We start from the raw sequence: 19290 nt of genomic DNA on the forward strand, positions 1-19290 counted from the left end.
ATCCGGAGTCTGATATGAAAACCATGATCAAGCCATTACTGACGGCTTCCGCTCTTGTACTCTGTGCCGCTGCGGTTCATGCAAAACCTGTATTACTGAAAACACCCATTGCTTTCGGCTCCAACCTGCCGGCCCTTGGAACCCCGATCACCTGGGTATCTGAGCAGCTGCCTCTGGTATCCGGCGGTCAGATTAAAATGAAAATTTACGAGCCGGGAAAACTGGTTGCGCCACTGGAGATTCTGGATGCAGTGTCCAGCGGTAAAGTGAACTCCGGTTATTCTATTGCCGGTTACTGGGCAGGAAAAATGCCGGCTGCTGCAATCTTTTCTACCATTCCGTTCGGCCCTGAAGCTCCGGAGTTTGCCGCGTGGATGTATTACGGCAATGGTCTGAAGCTGTACCAGAAAATGTACGATGACGGCGGCTACAACGTACACGTTGAGCCCTGTGCCCTGATCAGTCCGGAAACATCCGGCTGGTTTAAAAAACCGGTAAACAGCGTCGATGATCTTAAAGGCCTGAATATGCGTTTCTACGGCCTTGGCGGCGAAGTGATGCAGAAACTGGGAGTCTCCACCTCTCTGATTCCGGGTGGTGAGATTTTTGGTGCTCTGGAAAAAGGCGCAATTGATGCCACCGAATTCTCACAGCCAGCCATCGACGAAAAGCTGGGTTTCTATAAAGTGGCCAAATATAACTACTTCCCTGGCTGGCATCAGCAGGCCACGGTATTCGAACTGCTGATCAACAAAGATACCTGGAACGGCATGAGCGATAGCCAGCGCGCACAGATTTCCACAACCTGTAAGGCATCCGTAACCAATTCCGTAGCGGAATCTGAGTACATTCAGTTTGAAGCCATGAAGAAAAATGCCGAAGTTCGTGGTGTAGAAATCCGTACCTGGCCAAAAGAAATGATGGATCAGTTCCGTTCCGCATGGGAAGAGGTGGTTCAGGAACAGCGTAAAGACCCGACCTTTGCCGTGGTTTATGACGATCTGAAAAATTTCCGCGACAACTACAAACTCTGGTCAAGCCGCGCCTTTATCAACCGCGACTGAATCCTGCCTTAAACCGGCACAGAACCCTGTGCCGGTATTTCTGTTTTTAAACGGGTAATGTTATGAATAATGATCTCCGGCCACCTTCGACCGTGCTGCTGGCGGATGCGGTCGATCGTGTATTACGTAAAAGCTGCGAATATCTGTCCTGGGTATACGCCATTCTTATTGCCGTTATTCTGTTGCAGATAACCCTGCGCCGTGGTTTCAGCGCCGGTCTGATTGCACTGGAAGAACTGCAATGGCACCTGTATGCCATTGGCGTACTTTTTGGTGTTATTTACGCACAGGCGACCAACAGTCATGTACGGGTAGATGTCCTGCAGGCACGTTTTTCTGCCAGAGCAAAAAGCATGACTGAAATAGCCGGAATTCTGTTACTGGCGATGCCTTTTCTGTTCGTCGTGTTTATTCACAGTCTGGATTTTGTTGCCGAATCCTGGCGCATCAATGAGCGCTCTCTCGCCCCTGCCGGTCTGCCCTGGCGCTGGCTGATCAAGTCGATGATCCCTGTTTCAGTCGGCCTGATGATGCTTACCTTTATCAACCATCTGTATCGCGAGTCTGTATTACTGATACGGGGTAATAACCATGGAAATTAATGAAATTCTGATAGTGGCGATGTTCGCCAGCTTTATCCTTCTGCTATTTTCCGGATTTCCTATTGCCTGGGTTCTGGGTGGTGTCGGCACATTGTTTGCCGCTCTGGCGTATATGAGCGACATGTATCTCGATACCATGATAGGTATCGACTTTAATTCCATCGGCCTGGTCGTCAGCCGTATTTATAAGATCATGGACAACTGGATTCTGGTTGCGCTACCCATGTTTATTTTTATGGGAAATATGCTGGATAAATCCGGCGCGGCAGAAAACCTGATGCAGTCCTTTCAGGAATTATTTGGCCGGGTACGTGGCGGTCTGGCTATTACTGTTATTCTGATCGGGATTATTCTGGCCGCCTCTACCGGTATTGTCGGTGCTTCTGTTGTGCTGCTGGGGGTAATGTCACTACCCGCCATGCTCAAACAGGGCTACTGTAAAACCGTTGCCGTTGGTACCGTTGCCAGCGCCGGTACACTGGGCATTCTGATTCCGCCCAGCATTATGCTGGTTATTATGGCGGATCAGCTGGCACTGTCTGTCGGCGATCTGTTTATGGGAGCCGTCGTCCCCGGTCTTCTGCTGGGCGTACTGTATATTGTCTATGTGCTGGGCTGGGGCATCATCCGCCCGCATTCCATGCCACTGGCAGAAGATGTACAGCCGGTAACATGGAGAGTCTGGGTTAACGTTATGCGTTCCGTGCTCCCCACACTGCTGATGATTATTGCAGTGCTGGGCAGTATTTTTACCGGTATAGCAACGCCAACCGAAGCGTCTGCTGTTGGTGCCGCCGCCGCGATTCTTCTGGCCTGGCATAACGGCCGTCTGAGTATCAATGTGGTGCGTGAATGCCTGCACAATACTTTCAGCGTCAGTGGTTACATTTTTGCGATCTTTATTGGTGCAACCATGTTTGCACTGGTGCTGCGCGAGCTGGGTGGTGATGAGTATATTGAATCTTTCCTGACCTCTTTGCCCTTTGGCCCTTATGGCATCATTCTGTTTGTGCTGGGCATTGTTTTTCTTCTGGGTTTTGTACTCGACTGGATTGAAATTACACTGATCGTATTACCGCTGGTCGCTCCGGTAATTAATGCTCTGGAAATTTCTATTAATGGCTATGGAGTAATTGATCAGCCGATTATGGTGTGGTTTGTTATGCTGGTTGCTGTGACGTTGCAGACATCCTTCCTGACACCACCGGTTGGCTTTGCACTGTTTTATCTGAAGGGTGTATGCCCGCCAGAAATCAAACTCGGCACAATTTACCGTGGTGTTATTCCGTTTATCGTACTGCAGTTACTGGGCCTGACACTGCTGATTATGTTCCCGTCACTGGTGAACTGGTTCCCGGCCATGGTTTACGGTCAGTAAGCCGACGCTGCTATCCCCGGAAGCCTTTGGCTTCCGGGGATATACCAATCTTTTAAATCTTTCCTTCCAGAAAACCCTGAACAGTCTCCAATACAAGCAATCAGCAACAGACGCTGCTGCCCATTCCATGATATTTACTTTCCTGCAGGCGCACATTACCGTCATGTGTTTACTGTCCCAACAGTGAATATTACATACGCAGGAGTCTGTTATGCCGGAAATCGTCCAAACACCCGAGCCACCCTACTACGCTGTTATTTTCAGCAGTCACCGCACCGAAGGAGATAACGGTTACGCTGAGATGGCTGCACGCATGATTGAAGCAGCAGCAAGGCAGCCGGGGTTTCTTGGTATTGAATACGCAAGGGAAGGTCTGGGTATTACGGTATCGTACTGGGACAGTCTTGAGGCTATCCATCGCTGGAAGAACGACGCCGATCATAAAGAAGCACAACGCCTTGGCCGCGGGCAATGGTATTGCAGATTTCGGGTGCGGATAGCAAGAGTGGAACGAGAATACGGAATGTAATGCGGCATCAGGTAACAGTAAAAATGTTCACTCTGAGCCGCTCAGCGGGAATATGCCGGATTTATTCAATAAAGGTGGTCTGCGAAGCCGTCAGCGACGACAGGTGAATGTTCCAGTGCTGCATACCTTTACGGCTGTAAACATAATGACCACTGAGTGAATTCAGAGGCTTAATACTGGATATCGGAGTGCCGTTAAGAATCATCATTGCCAGACGTGAAGCAGTAACGCCTTCCTGATAAGCCGAGACGGTAAAGCCACCGGCGGCTTTATGCTCACCAACAAAAATATCCCACAATGAAAAAATCGGCACTTTCGCCTGTCCCCAGGCTTCATTCATCAGTGCATCCGGGCTGACATGCTGCCCGTTATGATCGTGAATGGTGTGATGGGTGCCGACAATAACAGCATCAATACCGCGCTCAGAAGCAGAGCTTATTGCATGCAGCCATTGCTCGCGGTTATTGGTCATTAGTACATCGACCTGCGTACCATGAATAACCATCGTACGGGCATCACCAAAAAACTCACCGATGGCATTATTCATGGTCGGTGAGTCGTCGGTAAGAATCAGAAAATGTTTGTCGCGTTTCAGAACCTTACGCATATGGCGGACGTTCTGCACAAAGAATGGCCGCTCCAGTACACCGGTAATTAACGGGTTATCGATAAACGGATACTGGGCACGGCCGCCATTAACACCAAGAAAGACCACAGGTATACCCATTCCGGCAATGCTTTCAGCCATCAGCGAGAATGCATTATCGTCACCAATGATCACCAGTTCCGGAGCCAGGCGACGTATGCTTTGCTGTATTTCGGCAGCTTTTTCCGGCCAGTCACTTTTAGCCAGCTGCTTGGTGTCCATTGAATATGCCGTCAGCTGACATTTCTCGCCCATATTATCCTGCAGTGCCTGCAGATACTGCGCATCCCAATTATATTGCGGATGATAACTCTGAATAACGGCCACCTGTTTCAGCGGCCCGGCATTGCTGGTTGCACAGCCAATACAGAGTGCCAGCAGCATATAACGGCTTACTGTTCTTATTGCCATAGTATTCTCTCCGGCAGAAATTAACTCCGGAGTTAACCATGTGACTGCTGGCCTCAGTATCCTGATTTAGTAGGTGAAGGAGGGGTTAATTGAAGGTAAAGAAAGCGGCCCGGGAATCTGAATTATTTCAGACCATTATCCAACGCCAGCCGACAGATCTGCACCGGCCCGGCGGCGGATTCGGCGCGACAGACTGTCGATCAGAATATTCAGTGCGGCAGCGACCACAATCAGGAAGAAGGCCTTATCGTAACGGATTTCTTCAAACGCAGAGTCGATATAAAAACCCAGGGTGGCAATACCGAGAATTCCCATCATCGCGCTTTCGCGCAGGATGACTTCCCAGCGATAAAATAAAAAGGCAAGAAACCCCGGATATAAGCGTGGCGTATGCAGATACAGGTAACGGTTAATCCCCTTCGGATCATCGGCACGCTGTGGCTGCTGTTCGCTGTGGTTGGCGAGCAGGAACGCAATTAAACCACCGTTATGTAATGCCAGCGCCAGCACCGCCGGTAAGCCGGAAGGCCCGAGCAGTAACAGCAGAATAAAGGCGATCATCATTTCCGGCGTAGAGCGCATAATCAGCAGTAATAACCGCCCCGGCCAGCGCATGGCCCTGCCACTGATCGCCTGACTGGCCAGCGGGTAACACAGCAGCGCAATCACACCGGTCAGCACCAGTGCAATCTGGGTAAGGTACAGCGTCTGCAATAATGCCGGCCAGGCCACCTGACTGAATTCGCGCCAGTACCAGATCGCAGCCGCGCTCAGATCACCCTGCTGTAATGCCCGTGGCCAGATATCCTGACTGATAAACTGCCACGCATAGCTGCTGCCCAGTGGCGGCGACTGGGGTAACAACCAGAGTGCCAATGCCGCATAGACAGGTAATAACCAGCCACGTAACCAGAAGCGGATACTGGCAATTAATATAAAAAACACCCAGAGCAAAGCCGCGGCTTCGCTGTACTGCCCCTGTTTAAATGCAGTTTCCAGATGAAAGCCAAGTGTTGGCAAACCAATAAAACCAAGAATGGCACTGGAGCGTAACGCACACTCAAAACGATAGCGGCAGTAGCTGCGCATCTCGCCCAGACTCTGTGGAATTAAGGTGTAGGCATAGCGGCTGATGCGGCTGCTGAAAGGTGAAACAGCCAGCGCAGGCTCTGGCGCCTGGCGGTCAAACATTTCGGCAAATACTTTGGCAAAAACACCGGTGTAAGGAATTAAAATCGCCAGCAACCCGGTGGTGGCGCTGAGGCCATAAAGCTGCATAAACAGCAGCCCCCAGAATATTTCGTGTACTGAACGTACCGCCGCCGCCAGCATACGCACCGGCCGCCAGTGATAAAACACTGCCAGCATTAAGCCCAGCGGTACTGAAATGATCAGTGCCAGTAAGGCAAAGGCAACGGTCTGGCCCAGCGCACTGAACAGCGTACTGCTGTCAGCCCAGTACGGGGTAATAAAGCCCCAGCCAATACGCCCGAGTTCACGCCATGGGTCGGTCGGATAAAGCGCCAGATCGGCCAGAAATATACAAGCCAGGGCAATCGCAATAAATAACAGGGAAATACGGCGTAACAGACGGCCACTGCTGTGCGCCGGGCGCACGCCGGGCAAACGGTTCAGCAGTATTAAGGCGTCGTTATCAGGCCGCATAAAAAGCGTCCAGATCATTGCTGCTTAACGCTGCGGCCGGGCCATCGTAAACCAGTTCACCCGCGCGCAACGCCAGCACACGATCAAAATGGGCAAGTGCCAGACGGCGGTTATGCAGGCTGACCAGCAGGGTGTTATGACGTTTGATTAATAACTGCAGAATATTTTCGGCCTGCAGCGGGTCGAGGGCAGAGACCGGTTCATCGCCAAGAAATACCGGCTGCTTACGATACAGCGCACGACCAACGGCCACCCGCTGACGTTGCCCACCGGATAACCGGTCTGGCGAATGCCAGAGTTTATCTTCCAACCCAAGCTCATTACACAGCTGCTGAATTTCTGCACGCGGGGTATTAAATGAGCGGATTAAATTCAGCAGATTATAAACACTGCTGTGGCGCTCCAGCCCACCCATAAAAATATTGTTATACACCGACAGCATATCCACCAGCCCGCCCTGTTGTGGGCAGAGGGCAATCTGCTGTGACTGCTGGCGGTACAGAACATCCAGCAGGCTGGATTTACCGGCACCGGAGGGGCCGATAATGGCTATTTTTTCGCCCTGACGAACAGTCAGGTTAATGTCATGAAGAACGCGGTGCTTACCCAGCGTCAGATCAAACTGCTGTAACTGAAACAGGATAGCGGCATCCGCGTTCACACTCATGGTTATCAGTCTTCCAGCAGGCCAATCGCACGGGCGGTATTTTCAATCGGCGCGTAATCGTCGTTACTGGCCGGTACAAAAGATTCACGCGGGAAGCTGGCGAGCAGGTCTTTATCTTTCATTTCCAGCAGGGCTTTGCGCATTTTTTCTTTAAAGCCTTTACCGAAACGGGCATCCACATCACCACGGATAGTCCACTGATAATCCGGATAGGTTGGTGTGGTCCAGATCACCTGAATTTTTTCCGGGTCGATATTGCCGGCCGCCAGCTCGTTATCCCAGACGGTGTAATTAACCGCACCGACCTGATAAGCACCTGATTGCACCTGAGCAATGGTACGACTGTGATCGCCAGAGAAACCAACGCGCGAGAAAATATCCTCTGGAGCTGCGTTAAATTGTTCGCGCAGATAAAACTCCGGCATTAAACGGCCGGAAGTAGAACCTTTGGAACCAAAGGTAAAGGTTTTGCCTTTCAGTGCCGCTGAGAGTGTTTCTTCTGCATTCAGGCCGGCGCTTTTATTGGCAATAAAATAGGTTTTAAAGAACTGATCTTCATAGCCCTGAGCAATGGCTTCAGAACCGGCCACCAGCTTACGCGCCTGCACGCCGGATAAACCACCAAACCAGGCCAGCTGTACCTGATCGTTACGGAATGCGGTAATAGCGGCGGCGTAGGATTTTACCGGAATGTACTTCACCTCAGCGCCGGTCTGTGCCGAAAGATAATCGGCCACTTTATTAAAGCGTTGCTGTAAGCGCGATTCATCTTCATCCGGAATGGCGGTAAATACGAAGGTATCGGCGAATGCGGAAAAGGTACTCAGCAGCAGGCCTGCTGCTGCGGCAAACTTAAAGGTCTTTTTCATGGTTTTACTCATTATTTTTCAGGTAGTCGTTAATCTCAGCAGCTGAACCACGGAATTCGACCGGGCCTTTTTTCTGCGTCAGCTGGTATTCGTACATCGGGTCGTAATAGTCGCTGAGCATAATGCGGATCCACTCGCGGTGCAGGCTGTTATCGCCCGTTTGCTCGTGTTCGTTCAGTGCCTGTTGCAATAAATCATCAAGCTGCTGATAGCGCACACCGCCAAGGCGACGCTGAATTTTCTGCAGCGATTTGGTCAGGTCATCACGGAAAGCTGCAAAGCCTGCCTCTTCGCCTTCAGCCTGCTGCCACTCCTGCAGTTTATGCAGAATATAATTACGGAAGCTGTGCTCGACCCGCTGTTCCAGCGAGGCTTCAACAATAATCAGTGGTGCGGCCAGCATACGCAGACGCAGACATTCCGGAATCGCACAGCGGCCAATCAGCATGCTTTCGTCTTCGAGCAGAATACGGCGCCCCGGATGCGCATGATCCTGACGCAATAACGCCACCGCGAGTTTGTTTTCAAAATCAATCTGCGATGGTTGCCCGGCCGGGCGTTTGCCAAAAGTGCTGCCGCGATGATGGGCAATACCTTCAAGGTCAATACTGTGCGGCAAAGCATTTAATAAATCGGTTTTAGCGCAGCCGGTATGACCCGCCAGTACGCGGAACTGGCCATCGGCCGCAATGCGCTCCAGCGTATCAATTAAAAAACGCCGCATGGCTTTGTAGCCACCGGTAATGCGCGGGTAATCACAGCCGGCTTCTTTCAGCCACTGCTGTACGATCTGACTGCGCAGGCCGCCACGGAAACAATAGAGATAACCATCCGGATGCTGACGGGCAAATGCCAGCCATTGCTCCAGCCGCTGTTGTTTTACCTTGCCGCCCACCAGCTGATGACCCAGCACAATAGCGGCATCCTGACCCTGCTGTTTATAACAGGTACCGACTTTCGCCCGTTCGGCATCGGTCATCAGCGGCAGGCTGACGGTATGCGGAAACGCGCCCTTTTTAAATTCCAGAGGCGCGCGGGTATCCATCATTGGCGTATCGGTTAAAAACAGGCGGATAAAATCCTGTGTATCGGGACGGCTCATGCCTGAACCTCGACACGGTAATCGCTGCGTGCGGCGGTTAATTCACCAATGCACTGTGCGTATACCCCGGCGGCTGTTAATACCTGTTCCAGCGCTGCGGCTTGCTCTGGCTGTACGGCAATTAATAAACCGCCGCTGGTTTGCGGATCGCAGAACAGCGCTTTCTGCTCGTCGGTTAACGGCGCCAGTTTATCGCCATAGGAATCAAAATTACGCGTGGTGCCGCCGGGCAGACAACCCTCGGCAATATAGTCGCGTACCGGTGGCAACAGCGGAATATGTTGCTCGTACAACACCGCATTCACACCACTACCTTCGCACACCTCGAGCAAGTGCCCCATTAAACCGAAGCCGGTAACGTCGGTAATGGCTTCCACACCCTCAAGCTGTGCGACTTCGGCGCCGACTTTATTCATCTGGCACATCACATCACGGGCAAGGAATTCATGCTCCGGGCGCAGTTTTTTCTGCTTCTGCGCGGTGGTCAGAATGCCCACACCCAGTGGCTTGCTCAGATAGAGTTTGCAGCCTGCGGTTGCGGTGTTGTTCTGCTTCAGTTTGTCTTTCTGTACCAGACCGGTCACTGCCAGACCAAAAATCGGTTCCGGCGAATCAATACTGTGACCACCGGCCAGCATAATGCCGGCATCCGCGCAGGCCTGACGGCCACCGTCGACCACGCGCTGCGCGACTTCAGGCGGCAGCACATTTACCGGCCAGCCAAGAATCGCAATCGCCATTAACGGTTTGCCACCCATGGCGTAGATATCACTGATGGCATTGGTCGCGGCGATACGGCCAAAATCGAAGGGATCATCGGCAATGGGCATAAAGAAATCGGTGGTGCTTAAAATCACCTGACCATTACCGATATCGTAAGCGGCAGCGTCGTCTTTGCTGCTGTTACCCACCAGCAGATTGGCATCGGTAGGCAATGTCAGCTGCGAGGCAAGAATGCTGTCGAGCACTTTAGGTGATATTTTGCAGCCGCATCCGGCGCCATGGCTGTATTCGGTCAGACGGATATTGTCGGCAGAAACCTGTGAACTCATATTGCCCCCGGTAAAGAAAACTGGGGCCGAATGATACGTTAATGTACCGTTCAGGCACAGGGAGTATGATCCGCCGCCTTTGCCTTTACCGGTCTGCAAACCACGATGAATTTCCAACGCCCTACGCTTCTTTTGCCAATCCTCAGTCTGGCAGTGATAACGCTCAGTGCATGCTCTGTCGCGCCACTGACAACCCCGACCAGCGCCCGCTCACTGGGCAAAGGTAATGTCCAGCTCAGCGCCTATGTCGCACCGGCAACCTCTGTCAGTTTCGCAGCGGCTCTGGGGGAGAACACTGACGCCGGTGTCGCCATTGAACAGCAGATCACCATAAACCAATCCATATGGATAAAGCACAGTCTGTTAAATCAGGCACAGGGCTGGTCAGTAGCCGGATTGGCCGGGCTGTTCAGTGCCACCGACCTGGCGAACAGCAAGGGCTTTTATCTGGGGCCATTGTTCAGCTACAGCAAAGGTAAGGCGGAGTGGTACGGTAATCTGCGCTATAACCGGGTTTACTGGGATGGGCCAGACAACCTGTCGAGCGAAGATAAAGACGATCTGTGGTTCGACATTGTTTCAGACAGCAGCGTTTACTCGTACTGGCAAGCTGATGTCGGCATGAAAATACACCGCAAGCGGATCACCTTTAATCTTGGTGCCACCTGCCTCGAATTGGGTGGCAGCTCCGCTTGCATGCCGATTATGGGTGCTGGCCTGACCTACTGAGCGCTGGCCGTTTTCATCAGTGCCTTTATCTGCGCGGGCATTTCGCCCGCCTGCCATTTGTCGTACAGCGCCTGCAGCTCACCACTGGCTATCAGCTCGGGAATACGGCGGTTATATTCGCTGATCAGATACTCCGACACCGGCCCTTCAGCAAAGGCGACATACACATCGCGGCCGTAGGGCACATCCTGTACCTCAAAATAATCCATGCCCACACCAGCCTCTTCCAGCGCCAGCTGAATGGCATCCCATTCATCCACCATCATGTCGATCTTACCCTGCTGTAACCACTGCAGACCTTCGGCGCTGCTACGGAACTCACGCAGTTTAAAATTACGTTGTTTGCCGGGAATTACGTCATAGCCTTTCATCCAGCCCACGGTTTTGTCTTTTAACGTATCAAGCCCCTTCCAGGTTATGCGGGCCTTGAGTGGGTAAACAACCGACAGGTATTCCACATCGATGGCATAACGGGGATAAAGCAGTGGTTCACTGCTGTTGCGGGTCTCTCCGATGATGGCGTTATACACCCGGTATTCGGTTACCATCTTCAGCGCCCGGTTCCAGGGCACCGTTGCCGGTTTAACGCGGATGCCGGCCGGCTCGTACACCGCGCGCAGAATATCCCAGTACAGGCCGGTGCCATCTTTATTGGTGAACTCCGGCCATTCCGGTGCCACCACGTTCACCATTTTGATATGACTGGCCGTAAACCCGGCCACAGAATCGGCGCCGGCGTTAAGCGCCAGCCCAAGCAAGACACAAAAACACCACGCACGCATAACCACCTCCTGTTACATACCGGCCGACAGACCAATCCATCGGCCATGGCTAATGTTCAGCGGCCGCACAGCCGCAAACAATGTTAAAAAAACAATAGTTCAGCGTTAGGGGATGGAAGGCAAAATACAGGAATGACCGCTGACAAATATCACTCAGGATGAGCGTTGCCATTCCACGGTCAGAGGAGGTAAGCCGGGAGTATGAACTTCGATGCTGATGACCTTATCAGGCTGACGTCTGAGCCAGGCTTCGGCCACCGGACCCAGACGCGCCAGTTCCGCCAGCAGTAACTGCAATTGCTGCTGTTGTGCCGGCGTCATACGGTTTTAAAACGGATAGTGACCTGCGAATACACCGAACTGCTGGTGCTGCTGGGCAGGGGCTTGGCACTGATGCGTACCGGACTGTCGGCCGTGGCCGCGAGGGTTTTATCCAGCGTGGCGCCATCGAGAAACAGGGTCTTCTCCAGTGTTTCAGCATCCACCAGCTCTTTTACTCCGCTGCTCAGCGTGCTGTTGACCAGCGTCGTGTTAAGCACGGCATCGGATGCCGCCAGACGCTTAACGCCGCTGACCGCTGTTTTACCATCATTGCCCGCTGCCGTTTCGGCGGTTGCATCGCTCGCGGTCTGATACAGACTGCTGAGCTCCAGCTTGGCATTAATTTCACCACTGTCGACCACCAGCCGCGCCTGCTCCATACGATTAAGCAGCGCCTGCAGGCTGGCTTTTTGTTCAGCCACCAGCTGCTCATCAATTACTGCGCGCAATGCTTCAAAGCCATAGTTGGTCAGACGGTTTTTAAAGATAACCGACTCTTCCTCAAACTCTTCGGTCAGCTCCAGAATAAACGCCTGCCGCTCGGGCGGAACAATCATCTGCCGGGCAATAGGGCTACCGGCAATGAGTGTTTCGCGCGTGAGCACCAGCTGCGGATCGATAAACTGCAGCAGAAACTGCTCGTCGGGCAGATCGATGGCCGCCTGCAGTTCAGCATAACGGCGCAGCTGGTATTGCTGCGCGTTAATGGTGGCTTCAAAAGTTTCGGTCAGCAGCTGGCCGACAAACTCCGCAAAACCAAGACTGACATACTGAAAGTCAGACACAAATCACCTCACCCGTTCAGCGGCGCATAATCGGTTTTAAAGCGGATCAGCACACGGCCAAAAATATCAACCTTGGTGCCGCTGGTATCACGCTGGTAACTTTTGGCGGTATTCACCGTCACCTGACGCTGACGCTCTTTGCGTCTGGCTTTTTTGAAAGCGCCCAAAGCACCTTTGCGCAGTTTGGTTCTGCTGGCCTGGCGCGCACGGGTTTTGTTTTTGGTTTCCAGTGTGCTTTCACGTTCCTGCCAGGTGGAAAAGGTAATCTTGGTTTCGATTTCACCTTCGGTTACCACCAGACGCATCATCCCCTGCTGCGCCATATTCTGCAGCACGCTGTATTTATTCGAGGAAATCAGCGAGGCAATGGCATCGTGAATCTGCTGATAATTTGGCAGCGTACTGGTAACACCATTGTTATAGGCCGCCAGTGCCTGCAGATCATCGTGCTGTGACGGGTCGGCAATTTTATCGACCAGCGAATCCACCGCCGGCGCCAGTGCATTCATCAACCCACCCCACCAGGTATCGGTTGTGGCTGGCTGGGCCGCATTAACCGGCGAGGATGTGGATGGCGCTTCCAGACTGTTCAGTACGGCTTCCAGCTCGGTTTCGCTGAGCGTCGGCAATTCGTACTTGAGCACAAAATCGCTGATTTCATCAAAGCTGACACCGTCGTTGGTGTTGTTGATATAACTGGATAAATCCTGCGTCAGGGTCTGAACAAATTCGGCATATTCTTCAACCTGCAGAATATGCGCCTCGACCAGCGAGTCGAACACGCCGGTAATCAGTTCCTGGGTAAATTCAACAAAAGGGATGTCGCCAAAGCGGGCGGCTGTATCGATGGCAGAATTAAAATTCGGCATGGTCTCTTCCTTGATAAATGGCAGTTTATTGGCCGGTGCGGAAAATATCCGGGCACTGCTGATGCTTTCCCTGCACCACTGATCGCAGCCAGATTACTGCGCACTATCAGGAATGTCTACCGCGCAGAAATGACAATACAGGCCTTATAATGCTCAACTTCCGGTGGCGCAGGATAACGCTGGAATGACCCCTTTCATTTGCTGTTATCAAACCCAATAGTTATTACTTTTTATTATCACAACTGCGCACATAACAATTACCATTCCCCTGCAACGCGCTGACCCTGCGGTCACGCTCACGTTCGGCATCATCCACTGCATCCAGCTTATGCCAGGCATTAAACAGCTGAGTTTGCTGGCGGCTGATTTTCAGGCCATAGCGGTCACGCATATAGAAATAAATCCGCGCCACATCACCGCGGCGGTCGTCTTTCGGCTCGGCACGGCGCAGTTTGAAATCCACTTCAAAATCACAGCGGCCATAGACACGCGGCTCCCCTTCGAGCATACCGAAACGGAAGTTGGAACGGTCGCCGTTTAACTCGCCAACAGCAGGCACAAGATTGTGCAGGTCGGCTTCCATACGGCGGAATTGCGCATCGTTTTTACTGCAGTTCTTGCGGCCACCGTTCTGCCAGCACTGCAACTGATGGCCAAACTCCCAGGCAGGAACCACATGTTCCCATTCCAGCCGCGCACCGCGTTTGGCATTTTTACGCGCACTGTAACCACAGGCCGAAGCATCAATATCTTTGCCGGAGAAAGCACAGTCACAATAAAAGGTGCGCTGGCCACCCGGCAGACTGGCGTACAGCTTAGCCGCCATACGCTTGGCTTCACGGAAGGATTGCGGACCGGACTGGCGGTCATCGGCCTGACTGGCCTGCTCTGCCTGCAGAGGTAAACAACAGAATAACAGCAGGGCAACCGCACACTGCCTGACAGTAAAACGCATGATCATTTTTGCCCTCCGGTTTCGCAGCGCGCAATGTATCACTGCCGCCCGGAGGGCGTCACGGTTTGCCGTGTGAGCGTGCGTAAAGCCAGCTCATTTAAGCAGCGTCAGCCTCAGAAGCGATAACCGAATACGCCAATATATTCATCAAAGTAGAAACTCTGATCGGCTTTATCGCCTTTATTGCTGGTCAGCACATCATCCATATCGGCATGACCATATTTACCGAGGAACCGGAAAAAGAAGCCTTTCCACAGCGTGGCTTCAACACCCACTTTAACCGTGGTGGCATAACCGGCGACATGCCACTCATCATTACGTTCGCCACTAAGCAGTTTAACGTTGCTTTTCGGATACAGAATGCCGGCACCCAAACCGGCAAATACCGCCAGATCCATTTTATTGCCCCAGGACCACAGCGGCAGAAAACGCTCGGTTTCCAGCGAGATCATGTTAAAGCCGTCGGTATGCTCATAATCGAGAAAATCAGCGCTGAGCTTCTGCTGACCACGGGCCGGGTCGGTGCGCTCAAACCCGGGACGATTAATAGTACCGCTGATATCGACGGTCTGATCCTGCACCATCACATACTTCATATGATCAAAGCCGAGCGATACCGACCAGTTATCAGCAACAAAATAACCAACACGCCAGTTGTACTGTGGAATCGTCAGCCGGCCGGGATTCAGATAAGAATGGAAAACCTCATTCCACGACACCTGATTCTGACGGTCGCGGGCTTTAACGCCGTACAGCGTGAAATCGTGATCATCACCTTTAAAGTGAATATCACTGTTGGAATACGTGGCATTGTTCCAGCCCCAGTAGCCATACCACTGCCCCTGAGTACGCAGAGTGGTGACCGCCTGAACAGAAAACGAGAAAAAAGCCGACGCCAGCAGCGTCAACAGCAGGGCCATCCGCTGGCGCAGAGATTTTAACAACATAAGTAACTACCAGGAAAAAGAAGGTGTGAACAGCAGAGACCGGCGGTACCGGGGAGCCTTGTGCCCGATGAACAACACCGGAGTGAAGCCAAAGGCCACAAAGAGATACCGGCCAGTCTCATTCGCGCGCACCTTAACAGCCGCTATAGAGAGGCGTAACAACGCCTGCCAGAACAGCCTGATCCACCTGCCAGAACAATGTAAAATATCAGCAACAACGGGAGCTGCAGCGCTGTCAGGCCCTTCATAAGGGATTGATGCAAATGCGCAACAGAGTGTTGGGAGGGGCTTGGCAGGCACTGACGCCAGCGCCTGCAATCAGAAACGCACTCCTGCCAATCCTGAAGCAGCCGGTAAAAGTGGCACATTTCGCCTTCAGCTTTCAGCGCAAAGCTCATACACTGGAGTCAAACCACCGAGCTGCCGCGCCTACGTTGCCAACCTGTTTTACAGCCGCAATAGGGCGCGCCAGCCGTGACCGCCACGCACTGCAACCGCACAGCGTCCGGCCACCAGGGTCCGCAAAGAAATGCCCGGGCCTCCCACTCTTGGAAAGGTGAACAATGAAACCGCAACAACCGCTGATTCCCCTGCGGCCTGTTGCCGACATCCCGCCAGCACCGGCGTCTGCCACCGGCATTGTGCCGCAATCATCAGACACCACGCTGCAGGATACCCATGGCCGGCGCTTCAGCTATCTGCGTCTGTCGGTAACCGATGTCTGCAACTTCCGCTGCAATTACTGCCTGCCGGATGGCTACCAGTGCAGTGATACGCCTGCGCCCCTCAGCCTGGATGAAATTGCCACGCTGGCGCAGACCTTTGCCGCTCTGGGCACACGTAAAATCCGCATTACCGGCGGCGAGCCCAGTCTGCGCAAAGACCTGCCAGAGATTATCCGCATCCTGAAAAACACCGCCGGTATTGAGCAGGTTGCGCTCACCACCAATGGTTACCGTTTAAGCAAACAGATTGATGACTGGGTAGCTGCCGGACTCGACCAGCTCAATGTCAGCATCGACAGCCTCGACCCGCAGCAGTTTCAGGCCATTACCGGCCACGACAAACTGCAGGAAATTCTTAACGGTATTGAACGTGCACGCGCCCTTGGCTTAACCCGCATTAAAGTGAATGCGGTGCTGCTGAAAACCTTTAATGAAAGCGACCTTGGCCAGTTTTTAAACTGGTTAAAAGCCACACCGGTAACCCTGCGTTTTATCGAACTGATGCAGACCGGCGACAACGCCGAATTTTTTGCCGCTCAGCATGTGCGTGGTGAAGATATTAAACAGCAGTTACTGCAGGATGGCTGGCAACCGAAATTACGCGGCAGCCACGACGGGCCGGCACAGGAATTTTATCACCCGCACTTCAGCGGACAGATCGGCCTGATCATGCCTTACAGTCAGGATTTCTGTAAAAGCTGCAATCGTCTGCGTATTTCTGCTCAGGGAAAATTACACCTGTGTTTATTCGGTGAAGAAGGCTATGAATTACGGCCACTGCTTCATCATGCCAGTGCTGACATACAGCAGCATATCCGTACCCTGCTCAGCCAGAAAAAAGAAAGCCATTATCTGCAGGCCGGACGCACCGGCGCGATATCTCATTTTGCGATGATCGGTGGCTGAATGAACGCGCCACAGCTTGCTGCCGTATTACTGGCCGGTGGTTCATCACAGCGTATGGGACAGGATAAAGCCCTGCTGCCGGTGAAAGGTTTTCGTCATCTCGGCGAACGCAACTGGCAACAGTTAATTGACCTTAAACCGACTGTGCTCTGGCTCAGCCGCCAGCCGCATCAGGTGGAGCTGGGTTTATCGGCACCCGATGGTTGTCACTATAAAATACTGGCCGATGACATTGCCGGAGCCGGGCCACTGGCGGGAATTCAGGCTGCAGTTAAGGCAGCACTGAACGATCAGATTGACGAATTAATATTGCTGCCGGTCGATATGCCGCATATCCGCAGTCAGGATTTACAGCAACTGATCAGCAGCGGACGAGCAGCCTGTAAAGCCGCCTGTTATCAGCAGGATTCTTTACCGATCTGCCTGCCACTTTATTTGCCGGTCAGTCAGGAACTGCTGCACTGGCTGAACGAACAACTGCAGAATCCGGCAGCACGGCGTTCCGTCGGTTCGTTAATTCATACCTTTGCCAGCGTGCAGCTGCCCTCTCCCGGCACGCATGCACTGACCAATACCAACACACCGGACGAATGGGCGAAATACGCCCGTTACTAGGGCCAGTTAACACTAAGTGAATCGGCCTGCTGAGAGCCAGTTTTTCTCAGAACAAGGAGAGAGGATTGATATTGTCAGAAACATCCATGTTTCTGACCCTGCGGGCTTCGCGCCCATCTGCTCCGGGCAGATGGGTAATGGGCTAAATGAATGACGAACGACGACGTTAATGGGGAAAACTGGCCTCAGCCCGAAGGGTTATGGCTAAAAATTCCTCATCCTGCGTTGCTGTTCGTTCGCTTAACCCGTTAGGCTACACTCTCAGCGCCTTGTCTGAGAAATTTTTAACCAATAACAGGCCTGTTTAATTAGTGTTAACAGGCCCTAGGACATAACATGGCCAAAACCTTTACCGAAGATTTTATTCCGCTGAATATCGCGGTATTAACCGTGTCCGACTCACGCACCGAAGACACCGACACCTCCGGCCAGCTGCTGGTCGAAAAGCTCACCGATGCCGGGCACTTTTTAAGCGATAAAAAAATCGTGGTGGATAACGTCTATAAAATCCGCGCCGCCGTATCCCAGTGGATTGCCGACGATAAGACCCAGGCCGTGCTGATTACCGGCGGTACCGGTTTTACCAGCTGCGACTCCACTCCCGAAGCGGTAACGCCACTGCTGGATAAAACCGTGGATGGTTTTGGTGAGCTGTTCCGCCAGATTTCCTACAACCAGATCGGTACCTCCACCATTCAGAGCCGCGCCATTGCCGGACTGGCCAACCAGACCATCGTCTTCTGCATGCCCGGCTCCACCAATGCCTGCCGCACCGCCTGGGACGATATTATTCAGACCCAGCTCGACAGCCGCCACCGTCCATGCAACTTTGTACCGCAGTTAAAAAATACCGTCCACTGTGGCAGCCGCGGCTAAAGCACACAAATACCGCCAATATTGTGAGTGATTATTTAAGAATGAAAGCTTATGAGTGAATTTTCCCATATTAATCAGCGCGGCGAAGCCAGCATGGTGGATGTCAGCAATAAAGCCGCCACGGTGCGTGAAGCACGGGCCGAAGGTTACGTGCGCATGAGCGCCGACACCCTGCAGAAAATTCTTGCTGGCGAACATCATAAAGGCGATGTGTTTTCCGTCGCCCGTATTGCCGGCATTCAGGCCGCCAAACAGACCAGCCAGCTGATTCCGCTCTGCCATCCGCTGATGCTGAGTAAAGTGGCCGTCGATTTTGAAGCACAACCGGAGCACAACCGGGTGCGCATCACCAGTCTGGCCAAACTCACCGGCCAGACCGGCGTGGAAATGGAAGCGCTTACCGCCGTATCTGTCGCCGCGCTCACCCTGTTTGATATGTGCAAAGCCGTTGACCCGGCCATGGTACTCGAAGGCATTCGTGTGCTGGAAAAACAGGGCGGAAAAACCGGCCACTGGCAGGCCGACAGCACAGGATAAAATCTGTTTATGAATATTCTATTTTTTGCCGCCCTGCGCGAACAACTCGGTTGCGCACACTGTGATATCGACCTGCCGTTACCAGCCAGCCTGGCAACCGTACGCGCTGCGTTAATACAGCATTTTCCACAGCAGGCAGAACGGCTGGCAGTGGGGCACGCACTGGCCGCCATCAATCAGACACTGATCAACGACGAAGACACCCCAATTAACAGCGGTGATGAAGTGGCATTTTTCCCGCCGGTGACCGGAGGCTGA

General features: G+C 52.8%; 22 protein-coding genes and 1 riboswitch. Of the genes, 10 read left to right on the plus strand and 12 right to left on the minus strand.

All coding sequences use genetic code 11. The annotated features are described in order from the left end of the window. The first annotated feature begins 14 nt into the window (after positions 1 to 14). The 4 genes from MT343_RS17875 to MT343_RS17890 all read left to right on the plus strand — a co-directional run bounded on the left by MT343_RS17875 (position 15) and on the right by MT343_RS17890 (position 3573). Positions 15 to 1064: a TRAP transporter substrate-binding protein gene (locus MT343_RS17875; RefSeq protein WP_145467921.1), complete on the plus strand. Its 1050-nt coding sequence runs from the start codon at positions 15 to 17 to the stop codon at positions 1062 to 1064. Positions 1065 to 1126: 62 nt separating this feature from the next. Beyond that, positions 1127 to 1666 (plus strand): TRAP transporter small permease subunit, encoded by a 540-nt coding sequence (locus MT343_RS17880; RefSeq protein ID WP_145467919.1) that lies wholly within the window; start codon positions 1127 to 1129, stop codon positions 1664 to 1666. Then, positions 1656 to 3044 carry a TRAP transporter large permease gene (locus tag MT343_RS17885; RefSeq protein WP_145467917.1) on the plus strand — a complete coding sequence of 463 codons (1389 nt, stop codon included), beginning with the start codon at positions 1656 to 1658 and terminating at the stop codon, positions 3042 to 3044. The genes MT343_RS17880 and MT343_RS17885 overlap by 11 nt, the downstream gene beginning before the upstream one ends. Before the next feature lie 211 nt (positions 3045 to 3255). Beyond that, entirely contained in the window at positions 3256 to 3573 is a 318-nt protein-coding gene (locus MT343_RS17890) for an antibiotic biosynthesis monooxygenase family protein (protein ID WP_145467915.1), read from the plus strand. Positions 3574 to 3634: 61 nt separating this feature from the next. Here the strand turns inward: MT343_RS17890 and MT343_RS17895 are convergent, their stop codons facing one another. The 6 genes from MT343_RS17895 to selD form a co-directional block, all read right to left on the minus strand. Then, positions 3635 to 4630 carry an ABC transporter substrate-binding protein gene (locus tag MT343_RS17895; protein ID WP_222428507.1) on the minus strand — a complete coding sequence of 332 codons (996 nt, stop codon included), beginning with the start codon at positions 4628 to 4630 and terminating at the stop codon, positions 3635 to 3637. Between the two features lie 135 nt (positions 4631 to 4765). Further along, positions 4766 to 6295: a PhnE/PtxC family ABC transporter permease gene (locus tag MT343_RS17900; RefSeq protein WP_243989429.1), complete on the minus strand. Its 1530-nt coding sequence runs from the start codon at positions 6293 to 6295 to the stop codon at positions 4766 to 4768. Continuing rightward, a complete protein-coding gene (locus MT343_RS17905) occupies positions 6285 to 6962 on the minus strand; it encodes an ATP-binding cassette domain-containing protein (RefSeq protein WP_145467913.1) in 678 nt (225 codons plus the stop codon). The genes MT343_RS17900 and MT343_RS17905 overlap by 11 nt, the downstream gene beginning before the upstream one ends. A 5-nt stretch (positions 6963 to 6967) precedes the next feature. Then, the gene (locus tag MT343_RS17910; protein WP_145467912.1) at positions 6968 to 7831 is read right to left on the minus strand and encodes a putative selenate ABC transporter substrate-binding protein; all 864 of its coding nucleotides are present in this window, start codon (positions 7829 to 7831) and stop codon (positions 6968 to 6970) included. Positions 7832 to 7835: 4 nt separating this feature from the next. Next, the gene (gene mnmH, locus MT343_RS17915) at positions 7836 to 8933 is read right to left on the minus strand and encodes a tRNA 2-selenouridine(34) synthase MnmH (protein ID WP_145467910.1); all 1098 of its coding nucleotides are present in this window, start codon (positions 8931 to 8933) and stop codon (positions 7836 to 7838) included. Beyond that, positions 8930 to 9985, minus strand: a complete 1056-nt coding sequence (gene selD, locus MT343_RS17920; RefSeq protein ID WP_145467908.1) for a selenide, water dikinase SelD — start codon at positions 9983 to 9985, stop codon at positions 8930 to 8932. Before selD ends, mnmH begins: the two co-directional genes overlap by 4 nt. Positions 9986 to 10090: 105 nt before the next feature. Here selD and MT343_RS17925 point away from each other — a divergent pair, with 105 nt between their 5' ends. After that, positions 10091 to 10714 (plus strand): hypothetical protein, encoded by a 624-nt coding sequence (locus MT343_RS17925; RefSeq protein WP_145467906.1) that lies wholly within the window; start codon positions 10091 to 10093, stop codon positions 10712 to 10714. Here the strand turns inward: MT343_RS17925 and MT343_RS17930 are convergent. From MT343_RS17930 to MT343_RS17955, 6 genes are all read right to left on the minus strand, one after another. Continuing rightward, positions 10708 to 11496, minus strand: coding sequence for a substrate-binding periplasmic protein (locus tag MT343_RS17930; protein ID WP_145467904.1), 789 nt, complete (start codon positions 11494 to 11496; stop codon positions 10708 to 10710). The two genes, MT343_RS17925 and MT343_RS17930, sit on opposite strands and share 7 nt — an antisense overlap. A 153-nt stretch (positions 11497 to 11649) precedes the next feature. Beyond that, positions 11650 to 11817, minus strand: a complete 168-nt coding sequence (locus tag MT343_RS17935; protein ID WP_186435843.1) for a hypothetical protein — start codon at positions 11815 to 11817, stop codon at positions 11650 to 11652. Then, on the minus strand, positions 11814 to 12602 hold the full coding sequence (locus MT343_RS17940) for a hypothetical protein (protein ID WP_145467902.1): 789 nt from the start codon (positions 12600 to 12602) through the stop codon (positions 11814 to 11816). The genes MT343_RS17935 and MT343_RS17940 overlap by 4 nt, the downstream gene beginning before the upstream one ends. A gap of 8 nt (positions 12603 to 12610) precedes the next feature. Further along, positions 12611 to 13471 (minus strand): hypothetical protein, encoded by an 861-nt coding sequence (locus MT343_RS17945; RefSeq protein ID WP_145467900.1) that lies wholly within the window; start codon positions 13469 to 13471, stop codon positions 12611 to 12613. A gap of 223 nt (positions 13472 to 13694) precedes the next feature. After that, a complete protein-coding gene (locus MT343_RS17950; protein ID WP_243989430.1) occupies positions 13695 to 14432 on the minus strand; it encodes an endonuclease in 738 nt (245 codons plus the stop codon). Between the two features lie 107 nt (positions 14433 to 14539). Beyond that, the gene (locus MT343_RS17955) at positions 14540 to 15373 is read right to left on the minus strand and encodes a hypothetical protein (protein ID WP_222428506.1); all 834 of its coding nucleotides are present in this window, start codon (positions 15371 to 15373) and stop codon (positions 14540 to 14542) included. A 401-nt stretch (positions 15374 to 15774) separates the two neighbouring features. Further along, positions 15775 to 15948, plus strand: a riboswitch (molybdenum cofactor riboswitch). Here MT343_RS17955 and moaA point away from each other — a divergent pair. From moaA to MT343_RS17980, 5 genes are all read left to right on the plus strand, one after another. Next, positions 15937 to 17004 (plus strand): GTP 3',8-cyclase MoaA, encoded by a 1068-nt coding sequence (gene moaA, locus MT343_RS17960; protein WP_145467898.1) that lies wholly within the window; start codon positions 15937 to 15939, stop codon positions 17002 to 17004. It overlaps the preceding riboswitch by 12 nt. Further along, positions 17005 to 17619 (plus strand): molybdenum cofactor guanylyltransferase, encoded by a 615-nt coding sequence (mobA, locus tag MT343_RS17965; RefSeq protein WP_145467897.1) that lies wholly within the window; start codon positions 17005 to 17007, stop codon positions 17617 to 17619. Positions 17620 to 17955: 336 nt separating this feature from the next. Beyond that, entirely contained in the window at positions 17956 to 18495 is a 540-nt protein-coding gene (moaB, locus tag MT343_RS17970; protein ID WP_145467895.1) for a molybdenum cofactor biosynthesis protein B, read from the plus strand. Positions 18496 to 18546: 51 nt separating this feature from the next. Beyond that, entirely contained in the window at positions 18547 to 19032 is a 486-nt protein-coding gene (gene moaC / locus MT343_RS17975) for a cyclic pyranopterin monophosphate synthase MoaC (RefSeq protein WP_145467893.1), read from the plus strand. Between the two features lie 9 nt (positions 19033 to 19041). Further along, positions 19042 to 19290, plus strand: a complete 249-nt coding sequence (locus MT343_RS17980) for a MoaD/ThiS family protein (RefSeq protein WP_145467891.1) — start codon at positions 19042 to 19044, stop codon at positions 19288 to 19290.

Origin of the sequence: Venatorbacter sp. C2-1 (assembly GCF_022832715.1) — a bacterium.
Taxonomy (GTDB): domain Bacteria; phylum Pseudomonadota; class Gammaproteobacteria; order Pseudomonadales; family Oceanobacteraceae; genus Venatoribacter; species Venatoribacter alkanivorans.

Bases quoted from the DNA above. Each gene is read 5' to 3' on its own strand.
- selD (WP_145467908.1), bottom strand. From the start codon at position 9,985: ATGAGTTCACAGGTTTCTGCCGACAATATCCGTCTGACCGAATACAGC.
- mobA (WP_145467897.1), top strand. From the start codon at position 17,005: ATGAACGCGCCACAGCTTGCTGCCGTATTACTGGCCGGTGGTTCATCA.
- mnmH (WP_145467910.1), bottom strand. From the start codon at position 8,933: ATGAGCCGTCCCGATACACAGGATTTTATCCGCCTGTTTTTAACCGAT.
- MT343_RS17935 (WP_186435843.1), bottom strand. From the start codon at position 11,817: ATGACGCCGGCACAACAGCAGCAATTGCAGTTACTGCTGGCGGAACTG.
- MT343_RS17895 (WP_222428507.1), bottom strand. From the start codon at position 4,630: ATGGCAATAAGAACAGTAAGCCGTTATATGCTGCTGGCACTCTGTATT.
- MT343_RS17875 (WP_145467921.1), top strand. From the start codon at position 15: ATGAAAACCATGATCAAGCCATTACTGACGGCTTCCGCTCTTGTACTC.
- MT343_RS17910 (WP_145467912.1), bottom strand. From the start codon at position 7,831: ATGAAAAAGACCTTTAAGTTTGCCGCAGCAGCAGGCCTGCTGCTGAGT.
- MT343_RS17905 (WP_145467913.1), bottom strand. From the start codon at position 6,962: ATGAGTGTGAACGCGGATGCCGCTATCCTGTTTCAGTTACAGCAGTTT.
- MT343_RS17925 (WP_145467906.1), top strand. From the start codon at position 10,091: ATGAATTTCCAACGCCCTACGCTTCTTTTGCCAATCCTCAGTCTGGCA.
- MT343_RS17930 (WP_145467904.1), bottom strand. From the start codon at position 11,496: ATGCGTGCGTGGTGTTTTTGTGTCTTGCTTGGGCTGGCGCTTAACGCC.
- moaB (WP_145467895.1), top strand. From the start codon at position 17,956: ATGGCCAAAACCTTTACCGAAGATTTTATTCCGCTGAATATCGCGGTA.
- MT343_RS17980 (WP_145467891.1), top strand. From the start codon at position 19,042: ATGAATATTCTATTTTTTGCCGCCCTGCGCGAACAACTCGGTTGCGCA.
- MT343_RS17900 (WP_243989429.1), bottom strand. From the start codon at position 6,295: ATGCGGCCTGATAACGACGCCTTAATACTGCTGAACCGTTTGCCCGGC.
- MT343_RS17950 (WP_243989430.1), bottom strand. From the start codon at position 14,432: ATGATCATGCGTTTTACTGTCAGGCAGTGTGCGGTTGCCCTGCTGTTA.
- MT343_RS17885 (WP_145467917.1), top strand. From the start codon at position 1,656: ATGGAAATTAATGAAATTCTGATAGTGGCGATGTTCGCCAGCTTTATC.
- MT343_RS17955 (WP_222428506.1), bottom strand. From the start codon at position 15,373: ATGTTGTTAAAATCTCTGCGCCAGCGGATGGCCCTGCTGTTGACGCTG.
- MT343_RS17890 (WP_145467915.1), top strand. From the start codon at position 3,256: ATGCCGGAAATCGTCCAAACACCCGAGCCACCCTACTACGCTGTTATT.
- moaC (WP_145467893.1), top strand. From the start codon at position 18,547: ATGAGTGAATTTTCCCATATTAATCAGCGCGGCGAAGCCAGCATGGTG.
- MT343_RS17945 (WP_145467900.1), bottom strand. From the start codon at position 13,471: ATGCCGAATTTTAATTCTGCCATCGATACAGCCGCCCGCTTTGGCGAC.
- MT343_RS17880 (WP_145467919.1), top strand. From the start codon at position 1,127: ATGAATAATGATCTCCGGCCACCTTCGACCGTGCTGCTGGCGGATGCG.
- moaA (WP_145467898.1), top strand. From the start codon at position 15,937: ATGAAACCGCAACAACCGCTGATTCCCCTGCGGCCTGTTGCCGACATC.